The 17,440-nt window shown below is 58.7% G+C and carries 17 protein-coding genes; 7 read left to right on the top strand and 10 right to left on the bottom strand.

Annotated elements, in window-relative coordinates:
• Window positions 1–35 precede the first annotated feature (35 nt).
• Window positions 36–905, top strand: a complete 870-nt coding sequence (locus ACU0FH_RS20510) for a hypothetical protein (RefSeq protein WP_446196571.1) — start codon at window positions 36–38, stop codon at window positions 903–905.
• Here the strand turns inward: ACU0FH_RS20510 and ACU0FH_RS20515 are convergent.
• Both ACU0FH_RS20515 and ACU0FH_RS20520 read right to left on the bottom strand, forming a co-directional pair.
• Window positions 902–2,356: a cobyric acid synthase gene (locus tag ACU0FH_RS20515; RefSeq protein ID WP_446196572.1), complete on the bottom strand. Its 1,455-nt coding sequence runs from the start codon at window positions 2,354–2,356 to the stop codon at window positions 902–904. The genes ACU0FH_RS20510 and ACU0FH_RS20515 overlap by 4 nt on opposite strands.
• Window positions 2,357–2,471: 115 nt before the next feature.
• Window positions 2,472–2,792, bottom strand: a complete 321-nt coding sequence (locus ACU0FH_RS20520; RefSeq protein WP_088634872.1) for a DUF6280 family protein — start codon at window positions 2,790–2,792, stop codon at window positions 2,472–2,474.
• 215 nt (window positions 2,793–3,007) lie between these two features.
• Here ACU0FH_RS20520 and efp point away from each other — a divergent pair, with 215 nt between their 5' ends.
• Complete coding sequence (gene efp, locus ACU0FH_RS20525) at window positions 3,008–3,571, top strand: elongation factor P (RefSeq protein ID WP_446196573.1); 564 nt, start codon at window positions 3,008–3,010, stop codon at window positions 3,569–3,571.
• A gap of 37 nt (window positions 3,572–3,608) precedes the next feature.
• On the opposite strand, the gene ACU0FH_RS20530 is transcribed toward efp, so the two are convergent.
• On the bottom strand, window positions 3,609–4,196 hold the full coding sequence (locus ACU0FH_RS20530; protein ID WP_446196574.1) for a hypothetical protein: 588 nt from the start codon (window positions 4,194–4,196) through the stop codon (window positions 3,609–3,611).
• 227 nt (window positions 4,197–4,423) lie between these two features.
• On the opposite strand from ACU0FH_RS20530, the gene ACU0FH_RS20535 reads away from it, so the two are divergent.
• Window positions 4,424–4,801, top strand: a complete 378-nt coding sequence (locus ACU0FH_RS20535) for a hypothetical protein (protein ID WP_446196575.1) — start codon at window positions 4,424–4,426, stop codon at window positions 4,799–4,801.
• A gap of 4 nt (window positions 4,802–4,805) precedes the next feature.
• Here ACU0FH_RS20535 and ygfZ read toward each other — a convergent pair whose 3' ends face one another.
• Window positions 4,806–5,540, bottom strand: coding sequence for a CAF17-like 4Fe-4S cluster assembly/insertion protein YgfZ (gene ygfZ / locus ACU0FH_RS20540; RefSeq protein WP_446196576.1), 735 nt, complete (start codon window positions 5,538–5,540; stop codon window positions 4,806–4,808).
• A gap of 68 nt (window positions 5,541–5,608) precedes the next feature.
• On the opposite strand from ygfZ, the gene ACU0FH_RS20545 reads away from it, so the two are divergent.
• Entirely contained in the window at window positions 5,609–6,289 is a 681-nt protein-coding gene (locus tag ACU0FH_RS20545) for a TIGR04283 family arsenosugar biosynthesis glycosyltransferase (protein WP_446196577.1), read from the top strand.
• On the opposite strand, the gene ACU0FH_RS20550 is transcribed toward ACU0FH_RS20545, so the two are convergent.
• The gene (locus ACU0FH_RS20550; protein ID WP_446196578.1) at window positions 6,290–8,146 is read right to left on the bottom strand and encodes an ABC transporter ATP-binding protein; all 1,857 of its coding nucleotides are present in this window, start codon (window positions 8,144–8,146) and stop codon (window positions 6,290–6,292) included. It lies immediately after the preceding gene.
• Between the two features lie 156 nt (window positions 8,147–8,302).
• Between ACU0FH_RS20550 and ACU0FH_RS20555 the strand changes: the two genes are divergently transcribed.
• Entirely contained in the window at window positions 8,303–9,511 is a 1,209-nt protein-coding gene (locus tag ACU0FH_RS20555; RefSeq protein ID WP_446196579.1) for a pyridoxal-phosphate-dependent aminotransferase family protein, read from the top strand.
• Between the two features lie 17 nt (window positions 9,512–9,528).
• Here the strand turns inward: ACU0FH_RS20555 and ACU0FH_RS20560 are convergent, their stop codons facing one another.
• Genes ACU0FH_RS20560 through ACU0FH_RS20570 form a run of 3 tightly spaced genes read right to left on the bottom strand, consistent with a single transcriptional unit; the run spans window position 9,529 to window position 11,339 of the window.
• Complete coding sequence (locus tag ACU0FH_RS20560; RefSeq protein WP_446196580.1) at window positions 9,529–9,708, bottom strand: histidinol phosphate aminotransferase; 180 nt, start codon at window positions 9,706–9,708, stop codon at window positions 9,529–9,531.
• A 60-nt stretch (window positions 9,709–9,768) separates the two neighbouring features.
• Window positions 9,769–10,902: a pyridoxal phosphate-dependent aminotransferase gene (locus ACU0FH_RS20565; protein WP_446196581.1), complete on the bottom strand. Its 1,134-nt coding sequence runs from the start codon at window positions 10,900–10,902 to the stop codon at window positions 9,769–9,771.
• 44 nt (window positions 10,903–10,946) lie between these two features.
• Complete coding sequence (locus ACU0FH_RS20570) at window positions 10,947–11,339, bottom strand: YbaN family protein (RefSeq protein WP_446196997.1); 393 nt, start codon at window positions 11,337–11,339, stop codon at window positions 10,947–10,949.
• Between the two features lie 158 nt (window positions 11,340–11,497).
• Between ACU0FH_RS20570 and ACU0FH_RS20575 the strand changes: the two genes are divergently transcribed.
• Window positions 11,498–12,280, top strand: a complete 783-nt coding sequence (locus ACU0FH_RS20575; protein ID WP_446196582.1) for a crotonase/enoyl-CoA hydratase family protein — start codon at window positions 11,498–11,500, stop codon at window positions 12,278–12,280.
• 87 nt (window positions 12,281–12,367) lie between these two features.
• On the opposite strand, the gene ACU0FH_RS20580 is transcribed toward ACU0FH_RS20575, so the two are convergent.
• Window positions 12,368–15,502 (bottom strand): valine--tRNA ligase, encoded by a 3,135-nt coding sequence (locus ACU0FH_RS20580; RefSeq protein WP_446196583.1) that lies wholly within the window; start codon window positions 15,500–15,502, stop codon window positions 12,368–12,370.
• Window positions 15,503–15,661: 159 nt separating this feature from the next.
• On the opposite strand from ACU0FH_RS20580, the gene ACU0FH_RS20585 reads away from it, so the two are divergent.
• Window positions 15,662–16,633, top strand: a complete 972-nt coding sequence (locus tag ACU0FH_RS20585) for a zinc transporter ZntB (RefSeq protein ID WP_446196584.1) — start codon at window positions 15,662–15,664, stop codon at window positions 16,631–16,633.
• Here the strand turns inward: ACU0FH_RS20585 and ACU0FH_RS20590 are convergent.
• Window positions 16,628–17,263, bottom strand: a complete 636-nt coding sequence (locus ACU0FH_RS20590) for an HD domain-containing protein (protein WP_446196585.1) — start codon at window positions 17,261–17,263, stop codon at window positions 16,628–16,630. The genes ACU0FH_RS20585 and ACU0FH_RS20590 overlap by 6 nt on opposite strands.
• Window positions 17,264–17,440 lie beyond the last annotated feature (177 nt).

The following is a 17,440-nucleotide window of genomic DNA, read 5'->3' on the forward strand; positions in this document are numbered from 1 at the left end:
CAGAGCTACACTCATACCGAGGCAGGAGATAAAAAATGTCTGAACCGGTAGCGAATGCAGAGATCGAGGATGTTCTGTCCTCAATTCGACGATTGGTCACGGATGAAGGGCGCGGACAAAGGTCCGGCGATGCACAGGCGAAAAAGAAACCCGCAAGCAAGCTGGTTCTGACGCCTGCGCTGCGCGTTCCCGCGTCACAGCTCTCGGGTGAGAAGGCGGAGGAGCGCACCGGGGAACCGCGAACGCATGTTGCAGATATAGAAGAAGCCGGATCGCCTGAAAATCGCACCAGGGCAAGGGTTGATCCGTTTTCGAATCCACCTTGGTCAAATCCGGAAAACACCCTGCACAACGCGGCAGAGGGGTTAGCTGCGAATGCCGAACAGCCCGCTGACGGAGAGCATGCGAACAAGCCTTCGCCTCACCGGGAAATCAGTCCTTTAGCGACTTCGCCAGAGCCCGCGAAAAGCGAGCACGTGGCGCGCGCCGCGAGCCTTAGCGCAAAGATCCAAGCCTTGGAATCTGCGATTGCACAGACGCAAGATCAATGGGAGCCGGACGGCTCGCAGGGAGATGATTACGCGGGAGTTCCGACACGATCGATGAAGTGGCGCGACGCCAATGAACAGACGAATGGCAAGGAAGCGGCGATGGCGAATGAACCTGTGAAAGAGCAAGTCACCGCCACGCCTCCTCAGGCAGCGGGCCACGAGCAACAGGAAAACGACGTCGCCGACGTGTTTTCTGACGAAGGCTTCATCGACGAAGAAGCACTGCGGGACCTGGTTGCCGACATCGTTCGCAAGGAACTGCAAGGGCCTCTGGGCGAACGGATTACACGCAACGTGCGCAAACTCGTGCGTCGTGAAATCCAGCGTGCCTTGACCACGCAGCAGTTCGACTAGAACCTCGGCTCGCTCGCCAGGGCGAGCATCGCGTCGATATCCAGATATCTTTCGAGGTGATCGGCCAGCGCGTCCAGCGTTGCCTCGACTTCGGACTCGTATTGCGCGACCGAACGGTGCCCAAGGCGGTTCAGAAAGCTTTTCCGGAATGCATCGGAACTGAAAATACCGTGCATGTAGCAACCCATGACGCGTCCGTCTTTGGATGCTGCGCCCTCCGGCTGGCCGTCGATCTCGAGCCATGCACGGGTGCAGTCTGGCCCTTCTGTGCGTCCCATGTGGATTTCGTAGCCAGAAACTCTCTCCCCACCGGGGCGCGCAATGCCGCTCCGTTCTATGACCTTCTTGTCGCCGGACATTGTCGTTTCGACGTCCAATAGTCCCAGGCCAGACGCTGCGCCGGGCAGGCCGTCGACGCCGCCCGGATCGGATATCCGGGTCCCAAGCATCTGATACCCGCCGCAAAGCCCCAGTACATGCCCGCCCCGGCGCAGGTGAGCTTTAAGGTCGATGTCCCAGCCCTGTGCCCGGAAGAACGCAAGATCACCAAGCGTCGTCTTACTGCCCGGTATGAGGACCAGATCGGCGTCGCCGGGCAAGGGGAGTCCCGGTTGAACGATCTCGACCGAAACGTCCGGCTCAGAGGCAAGCGGATCGAGGTCATCGAAATTCGCCATGCGGGGCAACTTTGGCACCACGATTTTGCAGGCACCGCCGGTGTGCGATGCGATATCCAGCATGTCTTCTGCTGGAAGCCGCCACGCATCTTCAAACCAGGGAACAACACCCATGGACGGCCAGCCTGTCAGAGAAGCGATCGCATCTCGCCCAGCGTCGAAAAGAGACAGGTCGCCACGAAACCGGTTCACGGCGAATGCTTGAACGTGTGCCGCATCCTCGGTGTCGAGAACAGCCTTCGTCCCGACAATCTGTGCGATCACGCCGCCCCGGTCTATGTCGCCGACCAGAACCACGGGAATATGGGCCGCCCGGGCAAAGCCCATATTGGCGATATCGCCTTTTCTCAGGTTGATCTCCGCCGGGCTGCCTGCGCCTTCGACAAGGACCAGATCCACCTTATCAGCCAGTCGCCGAAAGCTTTTCAGCACGGCTGGCAACAACCCGGTGCGGTCGCGTTGATACGCTTTTGCTTCGGTGCGGCCGACCCGCTTACCCTGCAGCACGATCTGGGCCCCGGTGTCAGTTTCAGGTTTGAGAAGCACCGGGTTCATATCCGTATGCGGAACCCTGCGCGCCGCGCGCGCCTGAAGCGCCTGTGCGCGCCCGATCTCGCCACCGTCGGCGGTTACAGCGGCGTTGTTGGACATATTCTGAGGCTTGAATGGCGCGACGCTTAGCCCGCGCCTTACGCAAGCGCGGGCCAGCCCGGCCACCAGCATCGACTTGCCGACATTGCTGCCGGTGCCCTGAATCATCAACGCGCGCGCCATGGTCCGGTCCTGTTGAGCTCCGTTTCCCGTCAGTCCTGATACAGCGATAACGCTACAGGCAGACACAAAAAAAGCGCGCCCATCCGGCGCGCCCTTTTTGAGTCATACGTCTGGATCAGGCTGCTTCTGCCTGCTCCGCGGCATGACGACGCTCGCTCTCTTCGCGCGACAGCGCAACAGAGGTACGGACGCCACGTCCAACAAAATCCATCAGACCCAGCACAACCCGCTCATTGGGGTCGATACCGGCGCAGGACAGTACTTCGCGGCCATCCCGCGAACGTGCCCAGCGAGCGATTTGTTCGGGACCATTGCCGTATTTCTTGTCATCGGCGATGGCATCATCCAGAGCAGCCAACACGACGGCTGCGAAAAGTTTACGTGCACGATTGCCTTGCTCGTTGTTAAAGGCAGTGCCGTCAACGAAATCTTTCATCTCGTTTCCCTTGTTTTTTTTGCTCTTGTTAATTTCGGCGCGAAGCCCCTTATGACGGAACAGAACCGATTCGGATACCGCAAATACTCATGCCTGCCATGCGCTGTCTGCATGGCTTTGCCTTGCGTAACGCGAGATATCGTTGTCTTGTCAGGTCCGTCCCCCCGAGATATAGGAGCGCAACTTCCATCATCAACCTGTTTGAAGGTTTTGTAATGCCCAAGATCAACGGAAATGAAATTCGTCCTGGAAACGTTCTCGAGCATAACGATGCGCTCTGGACGGCGGTTAAAGTGGACCACGTCAAACCCGGGAAGGGTGGCGCGTTCGCACAGGTCGAACTGCGCAACATCCGCAACGGTTCGAAGCTGAACGAACGCTTTCGCAGTGCGGACAAGGTCGAGCGTGTGCGGCTCGAGCAAAAAGATCAGCAGTTCCTCTATGAATCCGACGGTATGCTGGTCTTCATGAACACAGAGACCTACGAACAGGTTGAATTGCCTGCGGAAATTCTCGGTGATCGGCGTCCGTTCCTGCAGGATGGCATGACCATTGTCGTCGAATTCCACGAAGAAGAGGCGCTCAACGCCACCTTGCCGCAAAAGGTGGTCTGCAAGGTTGTCGAAACCGAGCCGGTGGTCAAAGGCCAGACTGCGGCGAACTCTTTCAAACCTGCCGTGCTGGACAATGGCGTAAAGGTCATGGTGCCTCCCTTCGTCGGTCAGGACGAAGACATCGTGGTTAACACCGAAACCATGGAATACACAGAACGCGCGTGACGTTTTGTCTCACGCGCGTCTGAAGGTTCTACAGCGATCAGGTTGAGCGAAGCAGCGTCTTGTTCGACCCGATCGCTTCGGCGATACGCGTGTAATGCAGCTTCTTGCCGGTGTCATCATCCGGAGTCCGCAGGAGAAGTGTCTCGGTGTTCTGCAAAATCGCTTCGGCCTGCTGGTTCACGCTTGCCTGGGACTCGGCGCGGACCGCCGTAAGAGGACGGGTGGTCGCCTGCGGGGAAGACCCACCGGTGGAAACGTTTTGTCTGGGCTTGCTGCTGTCGCGGTTTCTGCGCGCCAGATTGGCCATATCCTGTGAGGTCTGGTTCAGGACATCCTTGATTTCCTCGTAATCCGTATCTTCGGGAATATCCGCTGCCATTTTGCCGATCCGCTCGGCAAGACAATCCACCCGATACGCCGAATCGAGCGCGCCACAAAATTTGCTTGCTGCGCTAAGCGATCCCACGATCACATCCGTGAACCGGCTTGAGCCGAACCCGCCAGCCGGAACAACAAAAGTTACCACGCCTCCGACAGGAGCCTGTGCGTGAACCAGAGTGGGAAGGGGCAGGACAATAGCGCCCGCAGCCATCAATGTAATTGAAAAGCGGCTGAATGGTTTCATGAGGAATCTCCCTAAAACATGATTGAAGCGTAACTGGCGTGACCCTGACAGCGCCAGACGTTTCCGGCTCGGGAAGAATGTAGATGGATTCCTGCCCCTACGTCAAAGAATTGCAGGCTTTGCCCCATTCTTGCGAGACGCCGTTGAAAAACCTCTTCCTCTGCGTCAACATCGGCGAATGAAAAGCGATTTGTTCAGCTTGAAGTTTACCTCTCAGGGGTGAGAATATGAAACTACACTTGATTATCTTTTGCGCGGCGGCGATGGCGGCCTTTTCACTGGCTCCGGCCAGGGCTCAGGTCGTGGAGGCGGCGACCGCCGAAGCGCGCGCTCGACTTGCCTGTGGCAGCGGAACACTTGTGTCGGCGCAATACATTGGCGGTGGCCAGTTGCAGGTCACCTGCTCGCAGCAGAGCTCCCAAAGTCAGACACAGCAAGCCACGACGGCGGAAACGGCTCTTGCCGGGACCGGACTTACAGCGCCCGTCGCTGTTGGCGTGCTGGCAGGCTTGACGGTTATTGGCATTGTGTCCGGGTCAGATGATGACGCTGTGGGGACAGGCACGACCACAACAACAAGGACCGGACAACTCTTCGCACGCTAACTGCTTACGAAACTGAGATTTTCGCGTCGCCTGCGTTCATTTCGTCCGTGACGCGATCAAATCTCAGATAAGCGATGGCCTTGTCGCCGGCTTGCGTGAAAAGCGTTCCGACCGATTTTCCATTTGCCGTGATTTCGCTGCCGATTGGCGCATCTCCTGAAATGCGGACTTGCTTTAAACCCTTGCGCAACTCGGTCTTGTGCTTCATCCGCGCTGTGACTTCCTGTCCGACATAACAGCCCTTGCGGAAATCCACTCCGTTCAGATCCTGAAGCCTCGCTTCGAGGATGAACGTATCCGGAGTCAATTCGACGCCGCTCGCCGGGATGCAATGTTCGACCCGGATTGCATCCCAGTCCGAACCGTCATCGCTTTCCTCTCCCTCACGATAGGCGCGCCAACCCAGTGCAGGGTGCCGGGGATCGGTCAACGCGTCATCCGGCATTTCGCCAGTGCCACGCGCAACTGACAGCGTCGTCGGTTCAAAGCTGACCTTCGAGCGCAGTTTGTACATCGTCAAACGCCGGATGATGTCATCTGCCTGCTCTTCTGCAAGGTCCAGCAGCACGTCATCGTCCTGCTTTTTCAAGAAAAAGTCTCCAAGGTATTTGCCTTGCGGAGTCAGCAGCGCGGCATAGACCAGACCCGCATCGATCTTGGTGACGTCGTTCGTTACCAAACCCTGGAGGAAATCGATTGTTTCCGGCCCGCTAAGCCTAATTACACGGCGAGTCGCCATAAAACTGCTCCTTGTGTCTTTGGGAATGTCATATAGGTATAGACACGGAATTAAACAGGGGAAGCCTTTTGACTGCGCACATCAGCGTCCTGATTCCAACTTTGAACGCGGAAAAGACTCTTCCCATCAGCCTTCAGGCGTTGATGGAAGGGCTGACGGCGGGGTTGATCCGAGAACTCATCATCAGTGATGGCGGTTCGACGGATGCGACCTGCCGTATCGCCGATGATGTCGGGGCGACGCTTGTCACGGGGCCAGCATCGCGTGGCGGTCAGCTGAAAAGGGGCGCAGACATCGCCAAAGGCCGTTGGCTACTTGTTCTCCATGCGGATACGGAGCTTGAAAAAGGCTGGTCGCGTGAGGTTTCCGATTACCTCGAAGTTGAAGACTCGCCAGCCTATTTCAAGCTGGCTTTTCGAGCGCGCGGGATGATGCCTAAATGGGTGGCAGGCTGGGCCAATCTCAGGTCTGCATTGTTCGGCTTGCCCTATGGCGATCAGGGCCTGCTGATTTCGATAGACGAATACAGGCGCGCTGGCGGGTATCCCGATCAACCGCTTATGGAAGACGTCGCTCTGGTTCGTGCTCTGAATCGGCGCCCCGTCGGCCTGCCGGTGCTGGCGACAACTGCGGCGGACCGTTACCGCCGCAATGGCTGGATGCGGCGCGGAGCCCGCAATATCTGGATGCTCAGCCGTTACCTTGCCGGCGCCGACCCCGAGGTGCTGGCGCAAGCTTACAGGCGCTGATTATCCGAACAGGACCCGCCCAAGACGGCGGAGGATCGATGGTGGTCGATCCTCGTTGTTCGGCGCCCGGGCCCGAAGCGCTGCTGTGCCGATCGGATCTATGATCGTTTTTCCATCTTGAAACTGCAGGCGGTAGAGATCCGCATAGGTGCCACCGCGCGCCAGCAATTCGTCATGGGTGCCTTCGTCAATGACCTGACCGCGATCCATCACGATGATCTTGTCGGCGTTTCGGATCGTAGAGAGCCGATGCGCGATGACCAGTGTCGTTCGGCCTCCGGCCAGCTTGTCCAACGCACTCTGCACCACTTTTTCGGACTGTGCATCCAGCGCACTGGTTGCTTCGTCCAGCAGCAGGATCGGCGTGTCACGCAGCAAGGCGCGCGCGATGACGACCCGCTGCCGCTGCCCACCAGAAAGGGCAGAGCCGCGCGGCCCCACTTCGGTTTCCAGACCATTCGGCAGTTTGGGCAGGAAGTCGGAAACATGCGCCGCGTCGAGGACCTTCTTCAGTTCTTCGTCGCTGACGTCGGTTCGGCCAAGCAATATGTTTTCCCGAAGCGTTTCGTCGAAAAGCAGCGCCTCTTGGCTGACAACCGAGAACAACCCGCGAAGATCTTCCATGCGCATCCGGCGCACCTCTGCATCCCCGATCTTCACGGAGCCGCTTTGCGGATCGACAAGACGTGTCAGCAAATTGAAAATGGTGGATTTGCCTGCACCTGAGGCGCCGACAAGCGCCGTGGTCTTGCCGGCCTCGGCTTTCAGCGACAGATCCCGAAGCACCGGGGCATCGCCATAGCTGAGCGACACGTGCTCAAGATTGATCGGTGGCAATCCTTTTGGCGGATCGACCGGATCCGTCGGTTCCTGCACAAGGATCGGCGCGTCCATCAGTTCTTTCAGTCGTTCCAGCGCTGCCGCGGCGGCCTGCCAGACACCGCTTACGGCGGCCAGACGTCGCATCGGGTCAAACGCAAGGCCAATCGCGGTGAAAAAGCTCATGAATTCACCGACGGTCTTGTCGCCTTCGATGATTTCGGCACCGCCATAAAGCAGCACGCCCATGAAACCGACGCCGGCCATTATATCGACCATAGCGGTAATCACGGCAGTACCGAAAGACGCGCGGATTTCCGAGCGAACGAAAGTATCCGTATGCCTTTTGAAACGACCGGCCTGATATCCCTCAAGCGAGTTCAGCTTGATCGGCACGATGCCGTGGAAAATCTCGTCCAGACGCGTCGCAAGGGCCGCACCAAGGTCGCGCGCCTGCGACGACTTTTTACGCACATATCGTTGTGCGACGCCGATGGGCAGCATGAGCAAAGGCAGCCCGACCAGCATGACGGCCGTCCAGCGCCAGTCGATATTGACCGCGACACCGATCAGGATAACCAGTGAAATTGCGTCGCGTCCGGCACCGGTAACGATTGCCTTCCAGACTTCGTTCACCGCGGTCACATCCGATTGCACCCGCTGGATCAGGAAACCTGGCGGATGCGTCTGGTGAAAGGATGTGTCCTGACGGATCAGGCGCTTGACGAGATCAAGCCGCAGCGCTGCGGCCGTCAGCTGGGAAATACGTGTCAACAGAACTTTCTGGCACATGCCGGAAAGGCCGCGCATACAGAAGATCAAAAGAAACGTCACGCTGACCCAGCCAAGCGCCGACGTATTTCCCGCGACGAAGACAAGGTCGAACATCGGCTTCATCATGTAACTGACCGCACCGACCATGCTGCCTTCGATCAGCATGAAAATGATGGCGAGCGAGAGCATCGGAATATGATGACGAAGATAGCCACGCCAGAGCCAGCCCATAAGCTCACGTGCAGATTTGTGTGGACGGCTCATTCGTGCGCTTTCGGATCTTTGGAAGTCATCGATATGTCCTTACGTGTAGCGGGCCGTTTACGTGTCGCTGGTTCTTGGTGCAAGTCCGCAGCTTTGCCGCATTGACGCCGGACCGGGGCTGACTAGGGTGGGGCGAAATCGATTACGGACTTTACCATGAACAAAGAATCCTCGCTGGCGCAAGGGCGCGAGTACCTGGCAATACCGGGCCCGTCCGTTATTCCGGATGTAGTTCTACAGGCGATGCACAGGCCCGCACCGAACATCTATGCCGGTGCGCTCGTCGAAATGACCCATTCGATCGTGCCCGATCTAAAGCGCGTCGCGCGCACCGAGCATTACGTTGCGATGTATATCTCCAATGGTCACGGCGCGTGGGAAGCGGCGCTGTCGAATGTGCTTTCGCCCGGCGAAACCGTTTACGTGCCGTCGACAGGACGTTTCGGCCTAGGCTGGGCCGACATGGCGCGTGGTCTGGGGATCGAGACCCGCGTACAGGATTTTGGCAAGGCGGGCCCCTTCGATCTTGAAAAAGTCCGCGAGACGCTTTCCGCAGACAAGGGCCATGAGATCAAGGCGGTGATGGCGACGCATGTGGATACGTCCAGCTCTGTTCGCAACGATATTGCCGGTCTTCGCCGCATCCTCGACGAAATTGGGCATCCGGCATTGCTCATGGTGGACTGCATCGCTTCGCTTGGCTGCGACCCGTTCGAAATGGACGAATGGGGCGTCGATGTCATGGTGGCAGGATGCCAGAAAGGTCTGATGGTTCCTCCGGGCATGAGCTTTGTCTTCTTCAACGACAAGGCCGATGAGGTGCGGACACAAATGCCGCGCGTGAGCCGGTACTGGGATTGGACGCCCCGCGCCAAGCCAAAGGAATTCTACCAGCATTTCGGTGGGACTGCCCCTACGCATCATCTCTATGGCTTGCGAGCCGCGCTCGATCTCATCCACGAAGAGGGGGTCGAAAAAGTCTGGGAACGCCACGAGAGGCTGGCCCGGGCGATCTGGGCGGCGTGTGACGCATGGTCAAGCGAAGGGCCGTTGCGCCTGAACATCACAGATCCTGGCCTCCGCAGCCATGCGGTTACGGCGCTTCAACTGGGGGCTCCGCACGGCACCGCCTTGCGCGACTGGCTGTCTTCGCAGGTCGGCCTGACACTTGGTATCGGGCTTGGCATGGCGGAACCCGGCGATCCGGCATGGCACGGTTTCTTCCGCCTCGGCCATATGGGACATATCAACGGTCAGATGATCATGGGCCTGCTGGGCGGAATCGAGGCAGGCATGTGCGCGCTTGACATACCGCACGGTTCGGGCGCGCTTGGCGCGGCGGCCGCGGTAATTGCCGGCCGGTAAGCTACGGGCCGAGGGGGTCAGTCATCTCCCTCGGCAAAACGACTGATTGCCTCATTCATTCCGAGTCCCAGAAGAACGACTGGAACAAGTCCCCAGATTGCCCAGAGTGCTGTGAATATCCACATCAGGTTCAACCCAAGCATGGCGATGGCTGCAGTCGAAAAGTCGGGGGCGGTGCCTAATTCGTGGTCGTACATGATGACTCCGGCGCTGTTCGCGGCAGAGACTAGAGACGGGGTGATAATATTCGACTAAATCTAACGCGCGGCTTCTTCAATTTCCCTGCTTTCCCGCGCGGCCTTTAATGCCTCTGGAAGAGCCTGCGCAAAAGCATCCAGATCGACCGGCCGACCGCAGCTGACCCGGATGCAGCGATTTTGCGGCGCTGCAAAAGGCATGCGAACAAAGATGCCGCGAGAAACCAGCTCATTTAGTACCGCGCGGGCAAACTCACCGTCCCTGCCACAGTCCACAGCGACGAAATTGGTCGCAGACGGCAACGCGGTCAATCCGTTGCGCCGGGCGATATCGCTTATGCGATCCCTTGCAGCCGAAACCTCGCTTTTCACATGGGCGAGCCAATCCTTGTCCTGAATTGCGGCCAAGGCTCCTACCTGCGCGCTGCGGTTCATGCCAAAGTGGTTTCGGACCTTGTCAAACGCGGCGATCAATTCCGGTGCCGCCAGAGCATAACCGACCCGCGCACCGGCCATCCCGTAAATCTTGGAAAATGTGCGCATGCGAATAAGTCGCGGATCGTCCGCGTCAGCCGGAAGGCTTGTCCCGTCCGGTGCGCATTCGACATAGGCCTCGTCGACGATCATCAGACAGCCTTCGGGCAGCGTATCCAGCGCCTTGTGAAGCTCCTGACCGGAGTGCCAGGTGCCCATCGGATTGTCGGGATTGGCGATATAAACCAGCTTGGCGCCAAGCTCAGCGGCCTTTGCGATGAGGGCCGAGGGATCTTCGCGATCGTCGCGGTAGGGGACCTTGTGAAGCGTGCCGCCATATCCGGTGACATGGTAATTGAATGTCGGATAGGCCCCGTCCGATGTAACAACATGGTCGCCCGGCTCGACGACGAGCCGGACAAGGTAGCCGAGCAGACCATCGATACCTTCGCCAACGATGACGTTTTCAGGTCGGACGTTGTTTTCCTCTGCTATCGCGGCGCGCAGATCGAAGCTTAGGGAATCTCCGTATTTCCAGATATCTGCATCCGCGTCCTGCATGGCCGAGATCGCCTTGGGCGAGGGGCCAAAGACGTTTTCGTTGGCACCGATCCTGGCGATGAAAGAAGCGCCTCTTTCGCGTTCATGAGTTTCCGGCCCGACAAAGGGGACGGAAGCAGGCAGCGAAGCGACGAGAGGTGTGTAACGCGGATATGTCATGCCAGCACATAATCCGATGGCGTGGCGCTCGGCAAGATATCTGTTCAGCGGTTCGGTCGTGTGAGCACGTAAATTGCGCCAATTCCCATGAGAACACCCTGCGCTGCAAGAGCCATGGGAGATAGACCCAGAAGGGCACTCGCAATGAATGTCGCGGCCATGACGGTGCAGGAGAAAATCTTGACCTTGGGCGGGATGGCTCCGGTTGCCTCCCAATCCTCGATCGAAGCGCCAAATCGGGGATGCGACGTGATCCATGCGCGCAACCTTGGCGAACCCTTGCCAAAACAGAAAGCCGCAAGCAGTACCAACGGTGTTGTTGGCAGGATCGGTAGAAACGCCCCTATGATCCCGACGGCCAACGCGATCAGTCCTGCGGCGGTCCAGAGGTGCCGAACGTGCCGCGAATGATGAGCGTTGCTTTGGACAGGATCCATCTGTGTCACGTTCGTTCTCTTTCTCGAGGCTGAAACCTAATGCGCCGGATTGAATTGTAAACGCTGGCTCTCGGCCCGGGTTGTGCCGCAGGGTTTTTCTGGCGTCCCGGATCGGCAAAGGGCAGGGTGCCTGGGATTGCCATTCAAGGGAGGCCAGCATGGCACGGGTATCCGTAAATTATGAAGATCACATTGCCAAAGTCACGCTGACGCGCGGTGACAAGATGAATGCACTCGATCCTGACATGATGGAAGCGATTGTCGCCGCAGGGCAGGAGGTTGCCCAGTCGGACGCCCGGGCCGTTGTCTTGTCCGGAGAAGGCAAGAGTTTCTGCGCCGGGCTGGACATGGCAAGTTTTGGCACGCTGGGGCAGGGCGATGTCGAAGGCAGGCTCATGGAACGCAGCCACCACGACGCGAACCTGTTTCAGGAAGTCGCCCTGATCTGGCGCCGTGTGCCCGTGCCGGTGATTGCCGCGTTGCAGGGCGCGGCATACGGGGGCGGGATGCAGCTTGCGCTTGGGGCCGATATCCGCATCGCAGCACCGGACGCCAAACTTGCGATCATGGAGATGAAATGGGGCCTCGTGCCCGATATGGGCGGCATGGTGCTTTTGCCGGAGCTGGTCCGCTCCGATGTGCTGCGCCAGCTGACCTATACGGCGGCGCCGGTCGGTGCCGAGCAGGCCGAACGCTGGGGGCTGGTCACGTCTCTCTCGGACGACCCGCTTGCGGCCGCAAACGATCTGGCGGCAGAAATCGCAAGCAAGAGCCCGAGTGCCATTCGTGGGGCGAAACGGCTGATCGAGCTTTGTGAAAGCCAGGACCGGAAAGAGGTTCTGCTGGCAGAATCCGCCGAACAGGCCAAGCTCATCGGCAAGCCGGAGCAAATGGAAGTCATCGCGGCCCAGATGCAGCGGCGCAAACCGGTGTTCGGTTAAATATTCAAGTTCTTATCGATTCGATTGAGTTCCCCGCCCTGCGCCTGCTGCAAGGCGGGGATTTCCGTATTTTGGACGAGAAGAAGATCAGGCGATTTCCTTGAGGCGATCAAGCGCCTCTTTCAGTTTGCTTTCTTCTTCTTCCCGCGCGGCAAGGTTGTTACGCGTTTCTTCTACCACATCTGCGGGCGCGGAGGCCGCGAATTTAGGGTTATTCAACCGCCCGCGAAGCCCGCCGAGTTCCTTGGCGAGCTTACCCAGCGATTTCTCCAGACGCGCTTTTTCCGCTTCGACATCGATGACGTCGGCCAGCGGCAGACCGAAGCTGCCGCCTGTCACGGCCAGCGCCACGGTGCCTTTCGGGAAGGCGTCGACCTCGCTGAGCGATTCGAGGCGTGCGAAGCGTTTGATCAGGGCCTCGTTGGTCTGGTAGGCGGCACGCGCTTCGGCTGTGAACCCCTTGACGACGAGCGGGACATGCGCCCCGGCGGGAACGTTCATCTGGGCGCGCGCCGAACGGATGGCGCTGATCAGGCGGATCACCCAGTTGAGTTCTTCGTCCGCGCTCTGGTCCACCAATTCCGCCGCCGTGTAGGTCGGCCAGTCAGCATGAATCAGTTTCGACGGGCGCGGCTTTTGTTCCCAGAGCTCTTCGGTGATGAACGGCATGATCGGATGCAACAGGATGAGACACTGGTCGAGTGCCCAGGCATAGGTCGCCTTTGTTTCGGCAATCGCCTCTGTATCTTCACCGTCGAAGACGGGTTTCGTGAATTCGAGGTACCAGTCACAGAAGGTACCCCACACGAAACTGTAGAGCGCGTTGGCCGCGTCATTGAAACGGAACTGTGCCAGCGCTGTATCTACTTCTTCGCGGGTTTTGGCGATCTCACCCCTGATCCAACGGTTGAGCGGAAGGGAGGCCGCCGGCGGATGGTCTGCATGAGGAACCTCGAAGACACCTCTGAACTGGCCGTAAGAGGCGGCGTTCCAGAGCTTGGTGCCAAAGTTCCGGTACCCGGCGATGCGTTGGGTCGACAGCTTGAGATCGCGTCCCATCGCTGCCATCGCCGTGAGGGTGAAGCGGACGGCGTCGGCGCCGTATTCGTCGATGAGTTCGAGCGGGTCGAGCACGTTGCCGAGGCTCTTCGACATTTTCTTGCCCTTCTCGTCACGCACCAGCGCGTGCACATAGACCGTGTCGAAGGGTTTCTGGCCGACAACGGCATATTGCATCATCATCATACGGGCGACCCAGAAGAAGATGATATCAAAGCCGGTGATCAGCGTGCTGGTCGGGAAGTACTTCTGCAGCTCGGGCGTGTTTTCCGGCCATCCCAGGGTGCCGATCGGCCAGAGGCCGGACGAGAACCACGTGTCGAGTACATCGGGGTCGCGCCAGACAGGATATGTGAGTTTCGTCGGGTCCTGTGTTTCGGCATATTCCGCGAGGCTGGAGGCGAGGGCGTGTTTGGCTGTTTCGCGGTCTTCGACCTCGATCACGCGCGCATGGTTCAGCGGCGTCGGCAGGCCCGAGAGGACATCGGCGAACTGATTGCTGACAGCTTCGAAATCCGGCCCGCAATGAAAGCGGTCTGTGGCGTCGCCGAGATCCTGATCGGACATCAGGCGGCCCAGTTCGACCGGATCGAGGGCGCCGTCGCCCTCGTCATCGCGGAAATTGTTGTTTTCCAGGTCGAAGCCGTACCAGACGGGGATCTGGTGGCCCCACCAGAGCTGGCGCGAGATGCACCAGGGCTCGATGTTTTCGAGCCAGTGGAAATAGACCTTTTCGTCGCGTTCCGGCAGGATTTTAACGTCGCCATTCCGAACCGCATCCAGGGCAGGGCCGACGATCTTGTCGGTTTCGACAAACCACTGATCGGTCAGCATCGGTTCGATGACAACCTTCGAGCGGTCGCCAAAGGGCTGCATGATCGGCTTGTTGTCGACGAAAGGCTCCATAACCGGCGTGTCCATCGGATCGAAGGCCTCGGCGGGATCGGGCTGTTCCACCGGGACCATGACGGCGAGGCCTTCTGCGGTGATCTGCTCGACAACCAGCTTGCGTGCCTCGAAGCGGTCAAGGCCGCGGAACTCGTCCGGCACGAGGTTGAGCGTGTCAATTTCAGCTTCGCTGAATGCCGCGCCTTCGGCGATCTCTTGTGCACGGGAAGCTGTCTCGGCGTAGGGGGCGCCGTCGCTTCGCATACGCGCGCGCGTGTCCATCAAACGGTAGCAAGGAATATTGCCGCGCTTGGCAACCGCGTAGTCATTGAAATCATGCGCGCCCGTAATTTTCACCGCGCCGGAGCCAAAGGTCGGATCGGGGTATTCGTCGGTGATGATCGGGATCAACCGGCGGTGTTCCTTGGGCCCGACGGGGATTTCGCACAAATGTCCGACAATCGGTGCATATCTGGCGTCTTGGGGGTGTACGGCGACTGCCCCGTCTCCGAGCATGGTTTCGGGGCGGGTCGTCGCGATTGAAATGTAATCGCGTTCCTCCTCGAAGGTCACGTTGCCGTCTTCGTCTTTTTCGACGTAGGTGTAAGTCTTGCCGTCGGCGAGCGGGTACTTGAAGTGCCACATATGGCCGGCCACTTCGATGTTCTCGACTTCGAGATCCGAGATGGCGGTTTCGAAATGAGGATCCCAGTTGACCAGACGCTTGCCGCGATAGATCAGGCCCTTTTCATACATGTCGACAAAGACCTTGATGACGGCATCATGGAAATTGCCGTCTTCTCCCTCCGGGGCCTGAGGCGCACCGGACATGGTGAAGGCTTCGCGCGACCAATCACAGGATGCGCCGAGGCGTTTGAGCTGACCGATGATGGTGCCGCGCGATTTGATCTTTTGCTGCCAGACCCGCTCAAGGAATTTCTCACGGCCCATTTCGGTGCGTGAGGGTTCCTGATTGGCTGCCATCTCGCGTTCGGTGACCATCTGGGTCGCGATCCCGGCGTGGTCTGTTCCCGGCTGCCAGAGAACATCAAAGCCCTGCATACGTTTCCAGCGGATCAGGATATCCTGCAGAGTGTTGTTGAACGCATGGCCCATGTGCAGTGAGCCGGTGACGTTCGGCGGTGGGATCATGATGGAATAGGTGCTTGCGCCGGGCTTGGCATTTGCTCCGGCTGTAAAGCATCCGGCCTCTTCCCAAGCCTGATAGAGCCGGCTTTCCGCCTCGGCTGCATTAAAGGTGTTCTCCATGGCCATCGTCGCGATCCTTGCAAGTTGCGCGCTTCATCTAGCGAAGCATGGCGCAAAGGGAAAGGCCACAGCCGCCTATGGGCAGTGAGTTTCTCATGGCACAGACGCCAACACTGAGCCAGATTGTCGAAAAGCCAGTAAGGTTAAGTCGGAAGGAGCAGCGACATGGCGATAAGGTCAGCGTGGAAATGCAAGAGCGACGGGACTGCCGTTGTGCTGGAGGTAGAAGGAAAAACAGCAGAAGATTTGATGCAGGGAGACGGGTTCGTCTGGATCCATCTCGAACGTCCGGCCGCAGACGGAACTGACTGGCTGAGCCATTCCGATCTCTCCTCCACCGTGTGTGAGGCGCTCGATGCACAGGAAACACGGCCGCGTTCGGTGGTCTATGGAAACGGTATCCTCATCAATCTGCGCGGGGTGAATCTTGCTGAAGGGGCTGATCCCGAAGATATGGTTTCTCTCCGGATATGGGTGACCAAACAGCTGGTCGTCACGGTTCAAAGGCGGCCGCTGCGTGCGGTCGATGACGTTCTGGATTCGGTCTCACGTCAGGTCGGGCCTCGGGACAGTGGTGAATTGGTCGCCCGTCTGGCTTTGCGGCTGGCGGACAGGGCCGAGCCCATCGTGGCCGAATTGAATGAAAGTATAGATGATCTCGAAACTGAACTCGAAGATCTGGATCGCCTGCCATCGCGGGCCGATCTGGCCGAAGTCCGCCGCGTCTCGATCATGCTGCGCAGGTATATGTTTCCGCAGCGAGATGCGCTCAGTACCTTTGCAATAGAGGATATGGACTGGCTGACGGCATTGGCCCGGGAACGCATGCGCGAAGCGACGGAACGTGTGACGCGACTTTCGGAGGAGCTGGACGCCATACGTGACCGCGCCGAAGTCGTGCAGGATCAGATCATGGACATGCGGGCAGAAGCCAGCAACAGGCAGATGCTCGTGCTGTCGGTCGTCGCTGCCATCTTTCTGCCTCTCGGGCTGATCACCGGATTGCTGGGAATCAACGTCGGCGGCATGCCGGGCTCCAATGACCCGAACGCGTTCTGGGCTGTCTGCATCATGCTGGTTGTGATTACGGCAGGTGAAATTTGGCTTTTCCGTTGGATGGGCCTGCTACGCTCATGAGGTTTCAGCTTGTGCAATGCGCGCTTTGGCCACGTCGGAATCAGTCAGAGGTTTCCTGAGACCGTCGCAGATCACGTCCGGGTCGTATGCCGTTCGTGAGAACACTTCGCGTACCATCGGTGCAAAAAATGAAAGGGGCAGGCTCTCGTAGTTCGGGTCAAAGCTGGATTGATCCCAACGTTCGCAGAATTCTACGCAATCATCAAAATATTGCGCCCCGGCGTGCAGATCTCTCTTGTTCTGGTTCCCGCCAACGTGATGACCGTAATAGATCATCTGGAAGTCGGCGTGGGTCTGAACGCACCAGACGCATTGAGCGCGCAGGAACGGGCGCAAGATCGCGGCAGCGTATTCGTCGTGATTGTAGGGGGCATAGATATCCCCGATGTCGTGCAACAGCGCGGCCACCACCCAGTCGGTATCTGCGCCATCGCGCCATGCACGGGTAGCAGATTGCAGCGAGTGTTCGAGACGGGTGACCTGATAGCCAGACAGGCCTTTGTCGAGCTCCGTCATCGCCTCGAGAAGCCGGTCAGCTGTTCCACTCGCATATTCGGTCTCGTGTTTCGTGAGAAAGGCATAGTCGTCAGGCGTGCCGTCCTTCATCGCGGTGAAACTGACCTTGTCCATTCTCTGCACCTCGTTTGCGTGATTTCGGGCATGCTACGGCCTTTTTCCAGAGGAAGCCGCAGCATTATGCCGAGCAGAGAGTACTGAAAGGGCAGTGTCAATTGCAGAGCAAGAAAGCCTCTGGAAACACGGGATGCAAGGCTGGACATTGCCAAGTCTGAGGTTAGTCTCCGGGCA

It is taken from the genome of Heliomarina sp., from assembly GCF_052826185.1.

Coding starts and splice junctions, on each gene's coding strand:
- ACU0FH_RS20510 (WP_446196571.1), top strand. CDS start 36: ATGTCTGAACCGGTAGCGAATGCAGAGATCGAGGATGTTCTGTCCTCA.
- ACU0FH_RS20515 (WP_446196572.1), bottom strand. CDS start 2,356: ATGGCGCGCGCGTTGATGATTCAGGGCACCGGCAGCAATGTCGGCAAG.
- ACU0FH_RS20520 (WP_088634872.1), bottom strand. CDS start 2,792: ATGAAAGATTTCGTTGACGGCACTGCCTTTAACAACGAGCAAGGCAAT.
- efp (WP_446196573.1), top strand. CDS start 3,008: ATGCCCAAGATCAACGGAAATGAAATTCGTCCTGGAAACGTTCTCGAG.
- ACU0FH_RS20530 (WP_446196574.1), bottom strand. CDS start 4,196: ATGAAACCATTCAGCCGCTTTTCAATTACATTGATGGCTGCGGGCGCT.
- ACU0FH_RS20535 (WP_446196575.1), top strand. CDS start 4,424: ATGAAACTACACTTGATTATCTTTTGCGCGGCGGCGATGGCGGCCTTT.
- ygfZ (WP_446196576.1), bottom strand. CDS start 5,540: ATGGCGACTCGCCGTGTAATTAGGCTTAGCGGGCCGGAAACAATCGAT.
- ACU0FH_RS20550 (WP_446196578.1), bottom strand. CDS start 8,146: ATGAGCCGTCCACACAAATCTGCACGTGAGCTTATGGGCTGGCTCTGG.
- ACU0FH_RS20555 (WP_446196579.1), top strand. CDS start 8,303: ATGAACAAAGAATCCTCGCTGGCGCAAGGGCGCGAGTACCTGGCAATA.
- ACU0FH_RS20560 (WP_446196580.1), bottom strand. CDS start 9,708: ATGTACGACCACGAATTAGGCACCGCCCCCGACTTTTCGACTGCAGCC.
- ACU0FH_RS20565 (WP_446196581.1), bottom strand. CDS start 10,902: ATGACATATCCGCGTTACACACCTCTCGTCGCTTCGCTGCCTGCTTCC.
- ACU0FH_RS20570 (WP_446196997.1), bottom strand. CDS start 11,339: ATGGATCCTGTCCAAAGCAACGCTCATCATTCGCGGCACGTTCGGCAC.
- ACU0FH_RS20575 (WP_446196582.1), top strand. CDS start 11,498: ATGGCACGGGTATCCGTAAATTATGAAGATCACATTGCCAAAGTCACG.
- ACU0FH_RS20580 (WP_446196583.1), bottom strand. CDS start 15,502: ATGGCCATGGAGAACACCTTTAATGCAGCCGAGGCGGAAAGCCGGCTC.
- ACU0FH_RS20585 (WP_446196584.1), top strand. CDS start 15,662: ATGGCGATAAGGTCAGCGTGGAAATGCAAGAGCGACGGGACTGCCGTT.
- ACU0FH_RS20590 (WP_446196585.1), bottom strand. CDS start 17,263: ATGGACAAGGTCAGTTTCACCGCGATGAAGGACGGCACGCCTGACGAC.